The sequence below is a fragment of the Pseudanabaena sp. FACHB-2040 genome, from assembly GCF_014696715.1.
Lineage (GTDB): Bacteria > Cyanobacteriota > Cyanobacteriia > Phormidesmidales > Phormidesmidaceae > JACVSF01.
Genome location: NZ_JACJQO010000008.1, coordinates 45263 through 62907, shown reverse-complemented (window position 1 = coordinate 62907; position 17645 = coordinate 45263). Strand labels below are relative to the sequence as shown.

At 54.0% G+C, this 17645-nt stretch carries 16 protein-coding genes; 9 read left to right on the top strand and 7 right to left on the bottom strand.

Annotated features, from left to right (window positions below):
* Positions 1 to 19: 19 nt before the first annotated feature.
* Positions 20 to 1333 (top strand): tetratricopeptide repeat protein, encoded by a 1314-nt coding sequence (locus tag H6G13_RS11885; RefSeq protein WP_242028280.1) that lies wholly within the window; start codon positions 20 to 22, stop codon positions 1331 to 1333.
* On the opposite strand, the gene H6G13_RS11880 is transcribed toward H6G13_RS11885, so the two are convergent.
* Complete coding sequence (locus H6G13_RS11880) at positions 1252 to 2064, bottom strand: PhnD/SsuA/transferrin family substrate-binding protein (protein ID WP_190483431.1); 813 nt, start codon at positions 2062 to 2064, stop codon at positions 1252 to 1254. The genes H6G13_RS11885 and H6G13_RS11880 overlap by 82 nt on opposite strands.
* 543 nt (positions 2065 to 2607) lie before the next feature.
* Between H6G13_RS11880 and H6G13_RS11875 the strand changes: the two genes are divergently transcribed.
* The 3 genes from H6G13_RS11875 (at position 2608) to H6G13_RS11865 (ending at position 5239) form a co-directional block, all read left to right on the top strand.
* Positions 2608 to 3348, top strand: a complete 741-nt coding sequence (locus tag H6G13_RS11875) for a PEP-CTERM sorting domain-containing protein (RefSeq protein ID WP_206756520.1) — start codon at positions 2608 to 2610, stop codon at positions 3346 to 3348.
* Between the two features lie 169 nt (positions 3349 to 3517).
* Positions 3518 to 4258 (top strand): ferritin-like domain-containing protein, encoded by a 741-nt coding sequence (locus tag H6G13_RS11870; RefSeq protein ID WP_190483429.1) that lies wholly within the window; start codon positions 3518 to 3520, stop codon positions 4256 to 4258.
* Positions 4259 to 4330: 72 nt separating this feature from the next.
* Complete coding sequence (locus H6G13_RS11865) at positions 4331 to 5239, top strand: ferritin-like domain-containing protein (protein WP_199305866.1); 909 nt, start codon at positions 4331 to 4333, stop codon at positions 5237 to 5239.
* A gap of 107 nt (positions 5240 to 5346) precedes the next feature.
* Here H6G13_RS11865 and ggt read toward each other — a convergent pair whose 3' ends face one another.
* Together ggt and H6G13_RS11855 are read right to left on the bottom strand one after the other, a co-directional pair.
* Entirely contained in the window at positions 5347 to 7143 is a 1797-nt protein-coding gene (ggt, locus tag H6G13_RS11860; RefSeq protein WP_190483428.1) for a gamma-glutamyltransferase, read from the bottom strand.
* 193 nt (positions 7144 to 7336) lie between these two features.
* Complete coding sequence (locus H6G13_RS11855) at positions 7337 to 7954, bottom strand: TetR/AcrR family transcriptional regulator (protein ID WP_190483427.1); 618 nt, start codon at positions 7952 to 7954, stop codon at positions 7337 to 7339.
* A gap of 119 nt (positions 7955 to 8073) precedes the next feature.
* Between H6G13_RS11855 and H6G13_RS11850 the strand changes: the two genes are divergently transcribed.
* The 4 genes from H6G13_RS11850 (at position 8074) to H6G13_RS11835 (ending at position 12831) form a co-directional block, all read left to right on the top strand.
* On the top strand, positions 8074 to 9666 hold the full coding sequence (locus H6G13_RS11850; protein WP_242028279.1) for an FAD-dependent monooxygenase: 1593 nt from the start codon (positions 8074 to 8076) through the stop codon (positions 9664 to 9666).
* A 95-nt stretch (positions 9667 to 9761) separates the two neighbouring features.
* Positions 9762 to 10952, top strand: a complete 1191-nt coding sequence (locus H6G13_RS11845; RefSeq protein WP_190483426.1) for an HlyD family efflux transporter periplasmic adaptor subunit — start codon at positions 9762 to 9764, stop codon at positions 10950 to 10952.
* The gene (gene devC, locus H6G13_RS11840) at positions 10949 to 12124 is read left to right on the top strand and encodes an ABC transporter permease DevC (protein ID WP_190483425.1); all 1176 of its coding nucleotides are present in this window, start codon (positions 10949 to 10951) and stop codon (positions 12122 to 12124) included. The genes H6G13_RS11845 and devC overlap by 4 nt, the downstream gene beginning before the upstream one ends.
* A gap of 8 nt (positions 12125 to 12132) precedes the next feature.
* Entirely contained in the window at positions 12133 to 12831 is a 699-nt protein-coding gene (locus H6G13_RS11835) for a DevA family ABC transporter ATP-binding protein (RefSeq protein WP_190483424.1), read from the top strand.
* A gap of 26 nt (positions 12832 to 12857) precedes the next feature.
* Here H6G13_RS11835 and H6G13_RS11830 read toward each other — a convergent pair whose 3' ends face one another.
* From H6G13_RS11830 to H6G13_RS11815, 4 genes are read right to left on the bottom strand one after another with little or no spacing between them, the layout of a single operon-like run.
* Positions 12858 to 13943, bottom strand: coding sequence for a hypothetical protein (locus H6G13_RS11830; protein WP_190483423.1), 1086 nt, complete (start codon positions 13941 to 13943; stop codon positions 12858 to 12860).
* Complete coding sequence (locus H6G13_RS11825) at positions 13944 to 14675, bottom strand: FHA domain-containing protein (protein WP_190483422.1); 732 nt, start codon at positions 14673 to 14675, stop codon at positions 13944 to 13946.
* Between the two features lie 2 nt (positions 14676 to 14677).
* Positions 14678 to 15466 carry a hypothetical protein gene (locus H6G13_RS11820; RefSeq protein WP_190483421.1) on the bottom strand — a complete coding sequence of 263 codons (789 nt, stop codon included), beginning with the start codon at positions 15464 to 15466 and terminating at the stop codon, positions 14678 to 14680.
* Complete coding sequence (locus H6G13_RS11815; RefSeq protein ID WP_190483420.1) at positions 15463 to 16320, bottom strand: hypothetical protein; 858 nt, start codon at positions 16318 to 16320, stop codon at positions 15463 to 15465. The genes H6G13_RS11820 and H6G13_RS11815 overlap by 4 nt, the downstream gene beginning before the upstream one ends.
* Positions 16321 to 16443: 123 nt before the next feature.
* Here H6G13_RS11815 and H6G13_RS11810 point away from each other — a divergent pair, with 123 nt between their 5' ends.
* Positions 16444 to 17619 carry a glycosyltransferase family 4 protein gene (locus H6G13_RS11810; RefSeq protein ID WP_190483419.1) on the top strand — a complete coding sequence of 392 codons (1176 nt, stop codon included), beginning with the start codon at positions 16444 to 16446 and terminating at the stop codon, positions 17617 to 17619.
* Positions 17620 to 17645 lie beyond the last annotated feature (26 nt).

Below are 17645 nucleotides of genomic sequence, written 5' to 3'. Positions count from 1 at the left end.
CAAGCTTGACGTGAACCTGATGAACTTAGTCGATTACCGGAAGAAACAGATGTTGAAGGATGCTCAAGGTTTGCCTGTCACGACGAACTCGCCCCAGGCGATCGCTGCGATCAATGGCTTTGTGGAGCAGTCCCTGCGCTATGGTCGTCATACAGAGACGCTGGTGCTCAAAGGCATTACGGCTGATCCAAATTGCGCCCTGCTGAGAGCCTATGCGGCTGCCTACTACCTGAGCCAGGAGAATGAGGTAGACCGGGCTCGGGCAGAGCAGCACCTAGCGCAGATGCAGTCGGGGCTGGATCGGGTTTCTCGGCGGGAGCAGCTGTACATTCGTGCGATCGCAGCCTGGGCCAGCGGCAACTTTGATCAGGCCATTGCCGATCACGAAGCCTTGGCCCTAGCATTTCCTCAAGATTTGCTCTCGGTGCAGCAGGGGCAGTACCACTTTTTCTACCGAGGCGAGAGTGCTCGGCTTCTAGAGCTGGCCCAGAGCGTGGTTCTTGCCCATCGGGAAAGCCCTCGACTGCCCCTACTTCAAGGTATGGTGGCCTTTGGCTTAGAGCAGTGCTATCAGCTGGATGAAGCAGAGCGGTTGGGCAGGCTTGCGACCAAGAACTACCGCCACAACCCCTGGGCGCACCATGCCGTCGCTCACGTTCTCGATACCCAAGGCCGCTGCAATGAGGGCATTGCCTGGATGGAAGGGCTGGCCGATACCTGGGAGTATTGCAATTCCATGCTCTACACTCACAACTGGTGGCATATCGCTCTGTTTTACCTGGCCCAAGGCAATGCGGCGGCGGCGCTCAGGCTCTATGACCAGCACATCTGGGGCAAAGCCCGCCGGGAGTCACCTAAAGATCAGGTGGGAGCCATTGCCCTACTGCTGCGGCTGGAGCTAAAAGGCGTTAGCGTAGGCCGTCGCTGGCATTCGATGGTTCGCTATCTCAAGGCCCGCACCCAAGAACATGCCCTGCCCTTTCAAGATCTGCATTTTGTCTATGCCCTGGCGCGCGCAGGGCAGCAGTCCCTGGCCGAAGCCATGATCGAAGACATGGATCACTATGCTCAAACCCTAGATTCCATACAGTGCCAGCGCTGGTGCAACCTGGCTATCCCGGCTGCCGAAGGGCTGGTCGCTTATGCGAGAGGCTGCTGGAGCAGCGCCGCAACTTACTTAAAGCCGGTTCTGCCCCACCTAGATCAGCTTGGCGGCAGCCACACCCAGCGCAGGCTATTTCAACAGATCTATCAGCAGGCAGTTTTAAAGTCGCAAATGAACTCCCGATTTGCCGCCAGCGCTGCCCTGTGCAGCTCAAGCACAGGCTGGTAGTCAGCTAACTCCACTGGGGCAAACCGGCGCACACCAGCCCGAGCCAGGCTCCGCTGCAAACAGGCGTCAGGCCGACACAAAGCCTGTCGAATCGTTTCCTGTAATGATGGCTCTAGCCGCTGCGACACCGCAAACGGCGGCATGGGAGAAGGCCCCAAAGAGGTGATCACCCGCAGCTGATCCCTTAACTCGGGCTTGTCTGTTAGCGCCCGCTCAAACACGGTGCTGTCTATGGCGGTACAGTCCGCTTTGCCTGCGAGAATCCACTGGAGCGATCGCAAGTGAGCCTCCGACTGCACCACCTGCCGAAAAAATCCCTGCACCTGCCCCCGCTGCAACAAGTGGTACCGCATCAGGTTATAACCGCTGTGAGAGCCCGTATCGTTGTAGCAAAAAACAGTTTGAGATAAGTCCTCCCAGGCTCGCAGCGAACTGTCGGCCCGCACAATCACATCTGAAAAATAGATCGGCCGATCGCCATAGCGATCGGCCTGCATAACAGGAGCCACTAGCGGCCTGAGTTGCCCAGGAAAAGCCTGATCCAGCCGCATCAGTGGCAGCCCACAGATAAAACACCCCTCCCAACCCTCCTCAGCCAACTGCGAATCGGTTAAGGGATCAGCCTCTGCTGCAAAGGTTTGCACCTCCTTCTCCAGGACGCGCCCCAGGTAATCTCCCACCGCCTCATAGAGCCAGAACAGGTTAGGTGCGAGGTAAGAAACTATCCGCATAGGTGGATTAGATATTAGACTACCCTCGAACTTAAAAGTCTAATCTTACTAAACTACGAGCACAATTGATTTGGAATCGCTTTCTTCTGATTGAGCTGACTCTAAATTCCTAAAACGCGAATGTTTGTTAAGCAATATTTCGCTACTGCATCAAAAGTTGGGAGGAACTCAAATAAAAGTGCACTGTACAGCCAGCAAGAATTTAGCTTTGCCTCGTATTGTCAATCACATTTCAAATGAAATATCTTCCTAACGGTACAGAGATATTGGAGAATTGCATTTCTATTGATAGTTAAACAATTTGAATAAGGGTAATCGAGTTTCGGAAAAGTTATTTAATGGGTCAATTTATAGTCGCGTCTGATTTAAAGAACCTGCTTTTATAGAAATCCGATCGGTAGCCCACGTCGTATTAGAAATAGACAGCTTGTAAACCCGATCTTTTTCGAAGGCTGCGTCTTTTCAGCTAGCAATGCCAGCTCATTATAGTGGTATAGCTAGCTTCGCTCGGCTATACCTTCTTAATCAACAAAGAACTTGCTAATGAGATATTCTTTGAACTACATAACTGCGGTTGTGGCACTGTCAGGGTTAGTTGCAGTACTGCATTCAGCTCCAGCATCGGCTGTAGCGTTTGAGGAAAATGAGGATGCTGGCGAGGCCTTAGGCAGTGCCCAGATCATCCCCTCAGGACCTATGATGCTGGAGACAATTTCTGGCACACTGTCTGGATTTGATGACCCCGCTGATCTGTTTCAAATTTTTCTTGCGGGAGGTCAAACTTTCTCTGCAACTACAGTTGATAGCGCTGACTTTGACACCCGGCTGTTTCTCTTTGGTGAACAGGGGTTTGGGATCTACTTCAATGAGGATGCTTCTAGCGAAACTTTGCAGTCTGCGCTGCCAGCAAGTAATGCTTTTACCCCTACCAATTCTGGAATTTACTACTTAGGGATTGCTTCTTTTGACTACAGCCCAGTTAACGCAGAGGGAAACAGAATTTTTCCCAGCTTTTCTGATTTTCCAATAGATACTCCTCTAGAAACCATCTTTACGAGCGTATCTGGACCGACGGGGCCTGGGGACGATGCCCCCCTCAGCGGATTTGACGGCGCAATTTTAAGCAGCGGCGGCAGCTACACCATTGCTTTAACCGGAGTGCAGGCAGGTGAAGCAGCTGAATCCGTTCCCGAACCAGCATCAACGCTGGCTTTGCTTGCCCTAGGTGCTGCAGGAGCGGCTCTACATCTGAAAAAGCGACAGGAGCAAGCTGACCTCAGCTAGTACCCACTTTTACAGAGTGGCCGAAGTGCGATCGCACTTCGGCAGATCCAGCGGCGCAGCAGGCCAACAACTGAGTGCCTATCTTGCAAGACCCTCTCAGGCAGGGGCTGGTTTTGGCTTGGCTGCTCACACCTTCCAAAGTATTTGATACCTTCATTAGGAATAAGTCATGACCTTGCAAAGTAAGCGAATCGGTCAAACAGCTTTTGCTTCTCGCCGCAAGCTGTTGAAATGGGGCCTTTGTGGTTTGGGTGCAGCCGCCTTAACTACCGTACCCAAGACCGTGATGGCGCAAATGGGTCGGAGCGTAAAAACTCTGACGTTCAACGCTGATGATATTGGCATCCTCAACTTTGCGCTGCTGCTGGAGGAGCTAGAGGCAGCATTTTACGCTGCGGTTGTTCGCTCTGGCAAAATTACCAACCCCCGCGAACTTGAGTACGTCAGGGTATTAGGCGTCCATGAAGCAACCCACGTGACATTTTTGCGAGATGTGCTGGCTGAAAACGCCCTCTTTCAAACTAGAGACGTAAGCTTTAACTCAACTGGACTAGCGGCGCTGCTGACCAACCGCGACACCATTTTAAATACTGCGGTCGCCCTAGAAGATACCGGAGTGCATGCCTACAACGGGGCAGGACCCAGTCTGACCAATCCGACCTACATTTTGGCGGCTGGTTCCATTGTCTCGGTCGAAGGCCGCCATGCTGCCGGAGTTCGAGCTTTGTTAGGACGGCCTGTGACCGAACCAGATGAGGATCGGGCAATCAGTGACGCCAGCTTGGTCGATAGCCTCAATCCCTTTAAAGGGCGTGCTTACGACGAACTCTACACACCAAAGCAAATTGTGGGCATTGTCAGTTCCCTCAACATTATCAACAACCCAATCAACGGGACGCTGGTTGCCTAAGGAACAATTCACCCTGACAGTCCTGACAAAACTTCCCGACAAAACTTGTAGTAACGCAGGCAGCGAACCACTATGCAATCTCGTTTATACCCTTTTGAAACTGCAGCCAGAGGTCTGAGGCACATCAGCACCCGAGCGCTTTCTCTACTTGCAGGGGCTGCATTTCTGATGCTCTTCCTGGTGCTCTTTTTGCTGTCATCTCTCACGATGGCTCCAGCTGCCTCGGCTCAAAATCTAGGCCCCGTTCTATCGCCCCAACAGGTAGTTGAATTTGCGCTGACCTTAGAAAAGCTGGAGGCTGACCTCTACCGCCGCAGCCTGCAGGCCACCCAGAGCGGTTCCTTGACAAACACACCTAGGCTAGTCAGAAGCGTCTTTGCTTCCTATGGCGAAGACGAAGCCCAACACGTCATGGATTTATCCACAGTGTTGACCAGCTTAGGGGGCGATCCAGACGCCATTACCATTCCAGATAGTCCTAACTACAACGCCATTTTAGGGCGTGACCCGTTTGCTAATTTGGCCGATCTGCTTCTGGCCCTGCAGCGGGTTGAAGACTTGGGAGTAGCTGCCTACAAGGGGCAAGTTCCCAACCTACAGGCGGCCGGAAGTACTGTAATTCTGGCTGGAGCCCTTGAAATTCATACGGTAGAAGCTCGCCATGCGGCCGGTATTCGCTATCTGAGACAGGTTCTGCAGAATGCGAATATTCGTCCTTGGATTCGGGATGCAGGTGAGGTGATCTATCCCGAAGTCCGAGCAGATTTTGTGATTCCTTTTGAAGATGAAGCCTTTGATGGGTTTGCCACCAGTGATGAGGTTTTGGCCTTGGTGGGTCCAGTTTTGATGCCAGCCGCTGCTCAGCAGGTCAGCCGTGAACGGCCTTCTCCAGCTGTTTTAGAAGGCAGCATCACTCAGTCCGATTGCCCGGCTCAAACTAACCTTGTATTCCTCTCAGGAGGCTACATCTGTAATCCCTAAGCCAGGCATCTATCATCTCTTTTAGGGTGTGAGGAGAGCGGAGAGCAGTTGCTTTCCGCTTCTTCTTTACTCCTCTTTTGTCACTCTGGAGCAAGGATAATCGTGCCTCACCTGCCAACAACCATAGCCGTTCCACCGCCGCGCCGTGTCGGTTCTGCCGCTGCAATGATGGAGCCCTCTGGGCTGGTAATTAGACCTACGGCTGCACCCATTTCGGGCACAGGCGCTAAACCATGTCCCATTGCAGTCAACGCCTGACCGATCGCCGTCTGCTCAAAGTTGCTATCTACTTGAGTGGTGCCAGTGTTGCGTTGAGAAATGCGAGGGGCTGCGATCGCATCTGGTAAAGACAGCCCGAAGTCGATCAGGTTTACAGCAATACCCGCAACGGTTGTGATGATGGTGGAGCCGCCAGGGGAGCCAAAGGCCAACATGTCACCCTTAGGGCTACGGGCAATCGTGGGGGACATGCTGCTGCGGGGCCGTTTACCCGGTTCAGGAGCATTGGGATGAGGGCTGACGGGATCAAAATCAGTCATTTCGTTGTTGAGGATAAAACCGTAGCCTGGGACAACCATGCCAGAACCGCCAATCGATTCGAGGGTAAGGGTATAGGACACCACATTGCCCATGCGATCGTTAGTCACTAAATGGGTCGTTGAGGTGCCAGAGTGTTCATCTAAAAGGGCCACGGGTGGGAGGCCGGTCATACTGGGGCTAGGATCAACCTGATAGGGGAGAGGATTGCCGGGGGCGGCACGAAAGTCCTGAGCGGCATCGGGAACGCGATCGCTAATCAAGGCCCGTCGGGTTTCGATAAAGTCAGCACTTCGCAATCCGGGGAGGGGCACATCCACATATTCTGGATCGCCTAGGTAGGCGTTGCGGTCGGCAAAGGCTAGGCGCTCTGCTTCAATAACGGTGTGCCAGGCTTTGGCGCGATCAGCCTGACCCAGGTCAAACCCCTCTAGAATGCTCAAAATTTCCCCGGTAGTGATGCCGCCACTGCTGGGTAAGCCCATGCTGTAAAGGGTGTAGCCCCGATAGCTAGTGACCGTGGGCGGACGAACCCGCACAGCGTAGTGATCGAGATCCGTCAGCGTCATGCCGCCGGGAATGATGGGAAAAGGAGGGTTGGCCACCGCTGGCGGGCGTTGTACCGTTTGAACGATCGCCGCTGCAATATCACCCCGATAAAAGGCATTCACACCCTGCTCAGCCAGCAGGCGATAGGTTTTGGCTAGGTCAGGACTTTTAAAGCGCGAACCCACAGCAGGCAGTTTGCCGCCGGGCAGGTAGAGGGCTCCAGTCGAGGTAAAGGCCGCAAAGCGAGCCTGGTTTTCTTCAATTTGTTGGGCAAAAGTTTCATCTACCACAAAGCCGTTTTCTGCCAGTGCGATCGCAGGTTGTAGGGCCTCTGCTAACGACAATGTGCCATAGCGATTTAGCGCTTCTGCCCACTCTAGGGGCGTTCCCGGTACACCCACCGCAAGGCCAGAGGAAATTCGGTTGGGGGAAAAGGGCAATACTTGCCCTGTAGGGCTATCTGGGTCTTTGAACAGGTTCACATCGGCAGCAGCAGGTGCCTGCTCGCGTCCGTCGATGGTGATCACGCGATCGCTATCCTTGAGATAGATCACCATGAAACCACCTCCGCCAATGCCGGCAGAAAAAGGGTCTGAAACTCCCAGAGCAGCGGCAGTAGCCACAGCTGCATCAATGGCATTTCCTCCCCGCTTCAAGACATCAATACCAATCTGGGTGGCGCGTGCGTCTACTGTTGCTACTGCGCCGCCTCGTCCCTGAGCCACAACAGAAGGGGTCTGGGACAGGAGTATCCGGTTCGACAAGAGGAAAAAACAGAGACAGCCTCCTAGCACCCCTAAGATAATTCGCCTGACCATACTGGTTCCTTCTACAGACTCTCTACAGTTTGGCTTAGAGGGTGTCCTGTTGTCTTATACGGCTGTCCTACAACTGGCTCACCCAGCAAAAGGTTATTCCCCCAGTTTTGATGGATGCTGATGTCAATAAAGAGTCTCTGCTGGCGGCTTTGGCATCTACTTCATTTCTGCACATTGCCTGTTACGGCGTCTTTCACCCTACAATCAAGCCAACCAAGCTATTGACAAGGCGATCGCGTTCCATCGGCAAAATATCTTTCCCATGCAGCATTTCCTGCACGATCATGAAATGCACAATTGCACCCACAAAAATTCGGGCTGTCGCTTCAGGGTCAGCTAGCTTGAGTTGGGGACAGTTCGTGAGGTAGTGACAGAGCCTACTAAAGGCGGTCTGTTCAATGTTGTGAACAAAAGCGCGAGCGAGCTGCGGAAACCGCCCTGACTCCCCCAAAATTAGCCGCATAAAGTTGAGAAACTGCGGCTCTGTAGCCCCAATATCGAGAGCTCGGTTGGCAAAACTTTTCAGAACGTCTTGGGGTGGCATCTGCAAAATCCGGTCATCCTCTGCACCAAAGATAGACTGGAACTTTTGCTCAACCAGACGCTGTATGAGGACAATAAACAAGCCTTCTTTGTCCTGAAAGTGGCTATATACCGTGGCCTTTGAGACTTTTGCTGCGATCGCAACTCGGTCCATCGTGGTTGCCGCATAGCCGTGGGTCAAAAACTCCTGCATTCCCCCTTCTAAAATGGCTTCGGTTTTTTCTGGAGAGAGCTGTCTCTCCGGGCGTCCAGATTTTGCCTGTCTCATCCGGGTTGTTTTTGACGCTAAACGGCTGTTTTCCCTTGACATTATAAACTAGTCGGTTTAGTTTAAACGCATAGCTAAACTAGCCGGTTTAGTTTACCGCTTTTACACCAGGAGGAACCATGATGTCAGATGCCACGGTTCAAACGGATGTGATTATCGTTGGAGCCGGCCCGACAGGGCTCTCGCTGGCTGTGCAGCTAATGCACTACAACATTGATTTTGTAATCTTCGACCAGAAAAAAGGGGTTACAGAACTGTCTAAGGCGCTGGTAGTCCACGCCCGCACGCTGGAAATTTACGACCAAGTGGGACTGGCAGAAAAGGCTGTTGCCGGGGGTGAACAGGTGCGAACTGTGGCCGTCATGCACGACGGCAAGGTCCGTGCCCGTCTCGACTTTTCAAACTTTGGCGCAGGTCTTAGCCCCTTTCCCTTCATGCTCGTGTATGAACAGAGCAAAAACGAGCGTCTGCTGTATGAGCATCTGCAGCGCAACGGTAAAGCAGTGCATTGGCAGACCGAACTGGAGACTTTGACCCAAGATACAGACAAAGTGAGGGCAGTTGTTAGAACTTCCAGCGGCGAAACGCAAACGCTCGAAGCACGTTATCTCGTGGGGTGTGATGGAGCTGGTAGTCCTACTCGCAAGCTGCTTGATTTGCCCTTTGAAGGGTCAACGCATCCGCGCTTATTTTATGTCGCTGATGTGCAAATGGAATTTCCAAGGGAAGAGAACACGGCGTATCCTGTCTTAGGCGAAGACTCTTTTGTGCTGATGGCACCAATGCAGGGTGAAAACCGTTGGCGGCTGATTGGTAACCTACCTGAATACGAAGATCGGGTTGATCAGGAAGTCTCCTTCGAAGCAGTTGAGCCCAAAATCAAAGAGTTGGTACAACAGCCTTTAGACATCAAGACCGTACTCTGGTTTTCGAGCTACAAAGTGCATACTCGGCAGGCAGAAACCTTCTCGGTTGGCAGATGTTTTTTGGCTGGTGATGCAGCTCATGTCCACACGCCTGCAGGAGGGCAGGGCATGAACACAGGCATTCAAGATGCCTATAACCTTGCCTGGAAGCTTGCCTTTGTTTTGCAAGACAAAGCTCAGGACTCGCTGCTAGAAACTTACGACGAGGAACGGGTAGCCAATGCCAAACGGCTGCTGCAAACCACTGATCAGTTTTTTGATGTGGCAGCCAGCGATCGCTGGCATTTCCGCTTCTTTCGCGAAAACATTTTGCCAAGCCTGGTCGGGCTGGTGTCTCAGTTTGACGCAGCAAAGAAACTTTTATTTCCAATGATCTCTCAAATTGGGCTGGACCACCGTGATAGTTCCTTAAGTCAACATCAGCATGACCACAAGTTTGAAGTCAAAGCTGGAGATCGAATGCCATATTTTTCAGTTAATGGCAAAAACGTTTACGACCAGCTTCGCAGTCCTAAGTTTCACCTAATTATGTTTTCAGATGGGCAACAGGACTATGCGCATTTGAAGCCCAACCTTGAAGCTGAATACGGCGGCTGCGTAGATTTTCACATCATTCCGCTCTATCCGAAAGTGGTTGAGATCTTTGGCAGTCGTGAACCGTTTAAGGTGCTGCTGCGACCCGATAACTACATTGCGCTGATCTCCGCCGATGGCGCTTTAGACGATCTCAAAGGCTATTTCAATAAGGTCGTTGGGCGTACTCTTAGCTCAGCTTTATCCAGTTGAACTGAAAATCTAATTGAACTGAAAAGAAAAGCAGCAAGGACCATTCAAGGTCCCTATAGCTTCCTAACTTTCTGCATTTTAGGAGTTCATTACTTATGCAGGGCACAGCTCAAGATAGGAAACAATCTACTAAGGCCATCTCTCAAAGAGTCATTGCGATCGCAGGCGTAGTACTGTTAGCTGTCGTTGGCACGGCGGCGTTGCGATGGGTGCTCACAGCCTCGGTTGAGCAAGAAGAGGCTGCCCCTATAGCGGCCCCTGTGATTCAGACAGTCACTGCTTTGGGGCGATTAGAGCCACGGGGCACAGTGATTGCGCTGTCGGCTCCCACAGCCAGCCAGGGCAACCGGGTTGAACAGCTGCTGGTGCAGGAGGGCGATCGCATTCAAGCCGGCCAAGTCATTGCTATTTTAGACTCGCACGATCAGCGCCAAGCCGCCCTTGCAGAGGCAGAGGAGCAGGTGAATGTAGCGCGGGCTCAACTAGACGTGATTCAAGCGGGGGCAAAACAGGGTGAAATCAATGCCCAGCAGGCAGAAATTGAACGGTTGACTGCAGAACGTCAGGGCAGCATTGACGCGCAAGCAGCCACCGTAGATCGGCTGCAGTCAGAGCTGAGAAATGTTCAGGTCGAGTTTGATCGCTACCAGTCTCTATACGAAAGGGGAGCGATTTCGGCCTCTGAGCGTGACAACAGACGCCTAGCCCTCGAAACGGCTCAAGCCTCTGCCCAAGAAGCGCAGGTTAACCTCAATCGGCTCCGTTCGGTTGCTCCGCCAGAACTGAATCGGGCCAGGGCAACGCTGGAGCAAATTGCTGAGGTGCGCCCTGTTGATGTGCGTTCGGCGCAGGCAGAAGTAGAGCGTGCGATCGCAGCTCGCAACCAAGCGCTGGCAAGTTTTGATCAGTCCATCGTGCGTTCTCCTGTGGCGGGGGAAGTGCTCGATATTCACACCCGAGCGGGGGAAGTTGTCTCGTCAGATGGCATTGCCGAGATTGGGCAAACGCAGCAGATGCAGGTAGTTGCAGAAGTCTATCAAAGCGATGTCGGCAAAGTTCAAGCTGGACAACGAGTTCGAATCACCAGTGATTCCATTACGGGCGAACTGATAGGAAGGGTTGAGCGCGTGGGTTCTCAGGTGCGCCGACAGGCGGTTGTCAACACTGACCCTAGCGCCAATATCGATGACAGGGTGGTTGAGGTTTATATCAGCTTGGACGAGGTCTCTAGCCAAAAAGCCGCTAAGTTTACAAATTTGCAGGTTGAGGCGGTGATTGAACAATGATTGGATTTATTCAACAGCTGCAGCGCCGCACGCCCCTGGGATGGCTACAGCTGAGCCATGAAAAAAGTCGCTTGCTGGTTGCCCTAGCCGGTATTGCGTTTGCAGATGTGCTGATGTTTATGCAGCTCGGCTTTCAAAATGCGCTGTACGACAGCAATACCCGCGTTAGTCACGCCATGTCAGCCGATATCGTTTTGCTCAGTCCCAAAGCCCTTAATCTGCAAAATCTATCAACCTTTTCGCGGCGGCGACTGCTGCAGGCAAGGGATGTTCCAGGTGTCGAGTCGGCAACTGCGCTGTATATCAGCAGCATCACCTGGAGAAATCCCCAAACCCGTCTGAACGCTACGGTGCAGGTGTTGGGATTTAGGCCAGATGAGCCAGCCTTTGAGCTACCAGAAGTCAATCAGCAGCTCGACAAGCTGAAGTTGCCAGACACAGTTCTCTTTGATCGGGGTGCGAGAGGCAAGTATGCCGATGCGATCGCACAGGTAGACCAGGGCAACCCCATCACCACTGAAGTTGATCGTCGCACATTGACGATTGCCGGACTGTTTAGCCTGGGGGCATCTTTTGGCGCAGATGCTAACCTGATGGTCAGCGATCAGACCTTTCTCCAGCTTTTTCCGCGCCGAGAGGCTGCCAGCATTAGCCTGGGGCTGATTCAGGTGCAATCAGACTCCGATCCTCAGCAGGTGGCCGCTGCTCTAGCCTCCTATTTGCCCGAAGATGTGCGCGTGCTGACGGTTCAAGAGTATGTGCAGTTTGAGGAAACCTATTGGAGAACTGCCAGCCCAATTGGATTTGTCTTTGGGCTAGGAACTGTCATGGCATTTGTGGTGGGCGTTGTGATTGTTTATCAGGTTCTATCCACCGATGTCAATGCTCACTTGAAGGAGTATGCGACTTTCAAAGCAATGGGTTACGGCAATTCCTATTTACTGGGCATCGTGTTTGAAGAGGCAATTATCCTGGCCTTTCTCGGATTTATCCCCGGTGCCGTTTTGCCCCTGGGGCTGTATACCCTGGCAGCTCGAGCAACGGCTTTACCGATTTACATGACGGCTTCAAGAGCAGCCTTTGTCCTTGTGCTGACGGTTGTGATGTGTGCGCTTTCAGGTGCGATCGCAACCCGCAAGCTTCAGTCCGCAGATCCAGCAGATATGTTTTAAAGCGAATAATGGCTATCGCTATTTCGGTTCAAAATCTCGACCACACCTTTGGCCAAGGTCAGCTGCGTAAGCAGGTTTTATTTGATATCAATCTCGAAATCAATGCAGGCGAGATTGTGATCATGACTGGGCCTTCAGGCTCTGGAAAAACAACGCTGCTGACGTTGATCGGTGGGCTACGGTCTGCTCAATCTGGCCGCTTACAAGTCCTGGGGCAAGAATTGTGCGGGGCAACTTCTCGACAGCTGACGCAAGCCCGCAAGCACCACGGATACATTTTTCAGGCACACAACCTGCACAGCAGTTTGACGGCCCTACAGAACGTCAAGATGGGTCTAGAACTGCATCGAGAGCTAACTTCCGCAGATATGAAAGCGCGGTCGGTTGCGATGCTAAACCAGGTCGGCTTGGGAGAGCGCATCGACTATTATCCAGATGAGCTATCGGGCGGACAAAAACAGAGGGTTGCGATCGCACGAGCACTAGTTAGCCATCCCAAACTGGTCCTTGCTGACGAACCTACTGCCGCGCTAGACAGCAAATCAGGGCGAGATGTGGTTAACCTAATGCAGTCTCTGGCAAAAGAGCAAGGCTGCACAATTTTGCTAGTAACCCACGACAACCGAATTTTAGACGTCGCAGATCGCCTCATCCACATGGAAGATGGCGTGTTAAAGCGTAACTCGGCAGCTTCAGCCGTGGGTTAGGGGGCTGTGTCACGCGCCTGCTGAGCTCAGCCCCCAAGCACCTGCTGTATCTGCCGAAGTGCGTTGGTCGCACCATTGGAGTAGAGTGCAATGGCATTGCTGAGGCTGAGGCAGGGCATTTGAACATCTCTCTGTGGCCGTTGCAGGACGATCTTTACTTGCTCTATCGCCGCTGCCATTGTGCTCACCTGCACCCCATAGCGGCCCAGCCGACGCGACTGACGGTCGTATAGGCGGGGCAAAGCAAAGGCCACTAGCGGCTTCTTGAGGGCAGCACATTCATAAACTGTGTTGTAGCCACCGCCGCCTACTACGACCGCAGCCTGGGCAATCCAGGGCAACCCCGGCCAGGTTTGTAGCCATAGAGCGGGGGGACAGCCGGGGGGACAGTTAGCGGCCAGACACCGCACGCGGGCTTTGGGAAATGCCTGCTGCAGCTGATCGGTGAGGGTGCCAAAGAATTCTTGTTCAGCGGTGTTGCCTGCTGCACAGACCAGGATGAGGGGGTGCCCTCCGTTAGGGGCAGGGGTCGGAGCGCAGGGGCCTGCACCTTTAGTGAAGGTGGGATGCGCCAACCGTTTTGCTAGTTCTGCCGCGTCGTATATTAGCCAGGGCGGGGTGTGGCGAACTTGGGGCAGCGAGGCTAGGGGCACAGCGCCCTCCCCAGGAACAATTACCAGGTCGTAATAGCGAGCGACAAATTCTGACAGCTGGTGCGATCGCACATAGTCCGGGTTCAAATCCCGATGAATGAGCACCTTAGGACAGTTCAGCCCTGGCAGCAGATCGGCCAATTCGCCGCCCAGCCCACGGGGAAAGGTATCGGCAATTAGGCAGCGGTAGGAGCGGCTGATCACCTGCGCCTGGACTTGGCGGCAGAGGGCCGCTTTTTCCAGAGTGGCTGAAAAGGCTATCAGGTGAGGAACGCTCTGGCCCTGCTGCTGCCAGCGCTCTAGTTCCTCGTTCACTAGGGCAGCATAGGGGCTGTTGGTGAGAATGTGAACCGGGCTTTGGGCGGCAGCAAGACGGCCCAGAGCCACGGTTCGGTTGAGATGGCCCCAGCCGCCGCCCAAGGCATAAATCAGCCAGGGGCAGGGGACGGACTGACCCATTTAGCTGGCTCCCATATCCCTCTCATAGTCACGGTCCGCCTCTGACTCAAAGGCAGCGGCATCGGCCTCAGTGAAGTCGGCCTGCCCTCGATTGTAGGAGCCGGAGCTGTAGCGGTAAGCGTAATAGTCGTGGCCCCAGTAGCCCCGGTTATAGATGCCGTAGTTAGGGTAAGCGCTGTATTCTTCGTAAAAATAGGGGTCACCTGAAGACTGGCCGTCATTGCAGTAGGGGCAGTCAACGCGGCTAGTGCGGCCACAGCGCCGCTTAAACAAAAAGCCGACTTTGCGATCGCACCCCTCTGGCCCCAGATCTTCCTCAGTTTGAGGTGTAGCGGTTGGGGGTGCAGCGATTGGAGCTACACCCCCGACCGCTGGTGCCGCTGGACTTGTTGCTGGACTGATTGAGGTCTCTGCAGAAGGGAAGCTGAGCAATAGAGAGAAGGGGCCAATCTGCAGCACATCACCCTCAAACAAGGTAGACATGGGCAGGGTCAGGCGGTTGATCTGCACGTTTTGACCAGAAGGCGTGGTGATCAGGGGTGTGTCGTTGCGAACCTCGATCAGAGCGTGGTAAGCGGTCACTGTCTCATCGGGTAAGACCAGACGGCTGACCTGCTGCCCCTCGTAGTTAGTGGGCATAGCGTCAAAGTCGCTGCCCAAGGCGATGGGGGTTTCTAGAATCGGCTGACGCTGCTGGCCGCTCGGGTCGGTCCAGGTGAGTTGAATACGCAAGATTACTGGCCCCCTGTCAGGTTGACCGAGTAGGCAAGGGCGGCCTGCTGTTCCGGCGTTAGCACCTCAAAGCCAAAGGCGGCAAAGGCAATGGGTGCGATCGCATCCTTGGTAGACAGCACAGTTTCTTCTGCTGCGTTGCGTAGAGAGATTTTGCCTTCCTTTACCTTGATCTTGTAGAGCGACTGTTTATCCGGCGTTTCAATCTCATAGCCATAGTCCCGCACCTTAATACGGTAGATCGGCTGGTCTTGACCATCTTCTAGCTTGTAATCGCCGTCAGTCTGTCGCCGCAGCACGTAGAGCGTTTTGCTCTGCTCGGCATTCTCCACCTTCCAGTGATCCCCGTTCTTCACTACGTAGCCTAGGGGCTTGTCCTGAGCGTTCTTAATTTTGACCTTCTGCGCATCATCTACTGTCAGTCGGGCCAGCTCTGCCTCTCCAGGATTTACCAGCTTGGCCCCATCAGGCTTGAGCTTGAGGGAAAAGGCTTCGGCTCCGCTGCCCTGTTTAAACTTGAGAGTTTCGAGGGTGGTTGTGGCGTCGGCTGCCGGGTTAGCGTCAGGTGAGGATGGTGTAGCAGGCTCCACCGCTGCGGGTGGGGGATCTGCCGTTAGAGTCGTCGAAGCAGTACAGCCCGTCATGGAAAAGCTCAGCATGATTGCCAGAAGCAGCCCCAGAGAAAGCCACTGAGATTGACGGGATGGCGTTAGCCGTTGAGGACGGGGGGTTGGCTCTAGCCTTTGAGGCCAACAGAGATGAGTTGAGGCAAAGGAAGAAATCGGCATCATGGCTGCTTAGAAAGTTCGCGTGATAGGTTCAAAATTTGGTAGATGCTGAGGAACATGAGGCTGATGGTTTGGTACAGATCATCAACACCGGGGGGCGGCGAGGACTTGACCTGGAGCAGCAGGTGGTTGTCCCGATTTTCGATAGCTTTCAGGCGAACCGTAGGCGGTAGTTGAATCGCGCCCTGCAAATCACTGCTCATCTGGTCTACTGCGCCATACTTACGTCGGGAAAAGGTCAAGTTTAGGCTCAGCAGCTGACCCTTAGGCTTGGGCTTGCGCTTGTATTTGCTTTTGCCGCTGCGGCCTCGCTTCCAGCCGTGGTGACTCTGAAACAGCTCTGTAGCGCTGAGGGTAAAGCGCGTACCATCGAGAAACTGGCTCGACAGCTCCAGCCAAGGGTCGGCGTAGCGGTCAATGTTCCATTTAGATCGAGACGGGTGGGGAATGGTGTCGATCTTCTTCTCCGGCCGCTCAACCGAAGTCAGCCCCAGCTTTAAGTCAACTGGCTGATCGGGAGCCATGTCCCGCAGCAGCATTTGCAAGACCCGGATCAGCAGCTCATAGCGGTAGTTGGGAATGTTGATTTTGACTAGCCGCTGACGGCTGACTCCGCCCCAAATCGCTAGCCCCAGCCCCACAGCCAGGGTGACAATGCCAATGCCTATGGCAAGCAAAAAGAACGAAATAAAAACCACAGCAATTCCCACACCCAGCAGTATGTTGGCCCTTTTGAGCTTTTGCTCGATTTGGACATCTAGCTGGGTCAGGAAACTCAGATCACCTAGCAGCGACTCAACTGGGGTGCTAGCTTGGTAAGTCGGCTGCTGGCGCAGAGTCTTGATATCGACAGCCATGGTATCACTGGCTACAGGACATCTCCTGTCTATCAAGCCCAGCTCTACCCTATGGGGGGTTGTCACAAAACGTTATAGCTGCTGCCTGCGTAATGGCTGAGCCTGCCTTCTTCTGTAGCATCCATGACTCAACCGATTGCTTACCTCTCCTTTGACACAGTACCCGCGCCCAAAGGAGCTGCCACCCACATCGAAGCCTTTGTCAAAACCCTAGGTGCCGCTGTGGGGCCGGTGCAGCTAGTCACTGTTGCCGCCACTCCTAGCGCAGAAGAGACGGCCCGTTGGTCTGGTGTCTATCACACCGCCCTACCTGCCCTCGGCAAAACTCTGATTGACCGAGTGATCGACTTTCGCCAGCGGCTGTGGCACTGGCTGCAGGGGCGGCATTTTGAGGTAATCCAGGTGCGCTCCATCTTTGAGGGGCTGCCAATTGCGCTGAATCGGGAGCAGTTTTGCCGCCACCTAATTTTTGAGGTCAACGGGCTACCCTCGATCGAGCTGAAGTACCGCTATCCTCAGGTGGCCGATGACCGGGAGCTGATGCACAAGCTGCGATCGCAAGAACACCTCTGCCTCCACGCTGCCACCCACATCGTCACCCCCAGCCCCATCACCCGTGACTACCTGATCCAAGCCTACGGAGTGCCTGCCGAAAAACTCACTGTCATTCCTAACGGCGTCGATTTGGGCCTGATTCCCTACCAGCCGCCTGCCCTGGGCAACCCACTGGAGCCGCTACAGCTGCTTTACTTTGGCACTCTGTCGGCCTGGCAGGGCGTCTCCCTGGCCTTGGATGCCTTGGCCCTGTACTGCCGCGACTTTGAGGCGGAGCTAACGGTCATTGGTCCGGCCCGCCCCGATCAGATCACAGCTCTAGAAAAGCTGGCCGACCGCTGGCAGGTGGCCGACCGACTGCACATATTGCCGCCCCTGCCCCAGACCGAGTTGGTGCGCTATTTACACAAGGCAGATGCGATCGCAGCTCCCCTCACCGCCAATGATCGCAACATGGTCCAGGGCTGCTGTCCCCTGAAAGTATTAGAGGGTATGGCCTCGGGCACCCCAGTGATTACCAGCGACCTGCCGGTGGTGACAGCCTTGGGTCAACCCGAGATCCATTTTTTGACCACTCCTCCTGGCTCAGCTAAAGGCATTAAAGAAGCAATGGTGCGGTTGCGGCAAGACGGGGATCTGCGGCAGCGACTTTCTAGCCAAGCGCGCCGGCGGGTTGAGCAGCACTACACTTGGGAGCAGGCAGGGGCTCAGCTAGTAGCGGTGTATAAGGGGATGAGAGGATGAGAGACTTATGCTTATTGTCTGTTCTC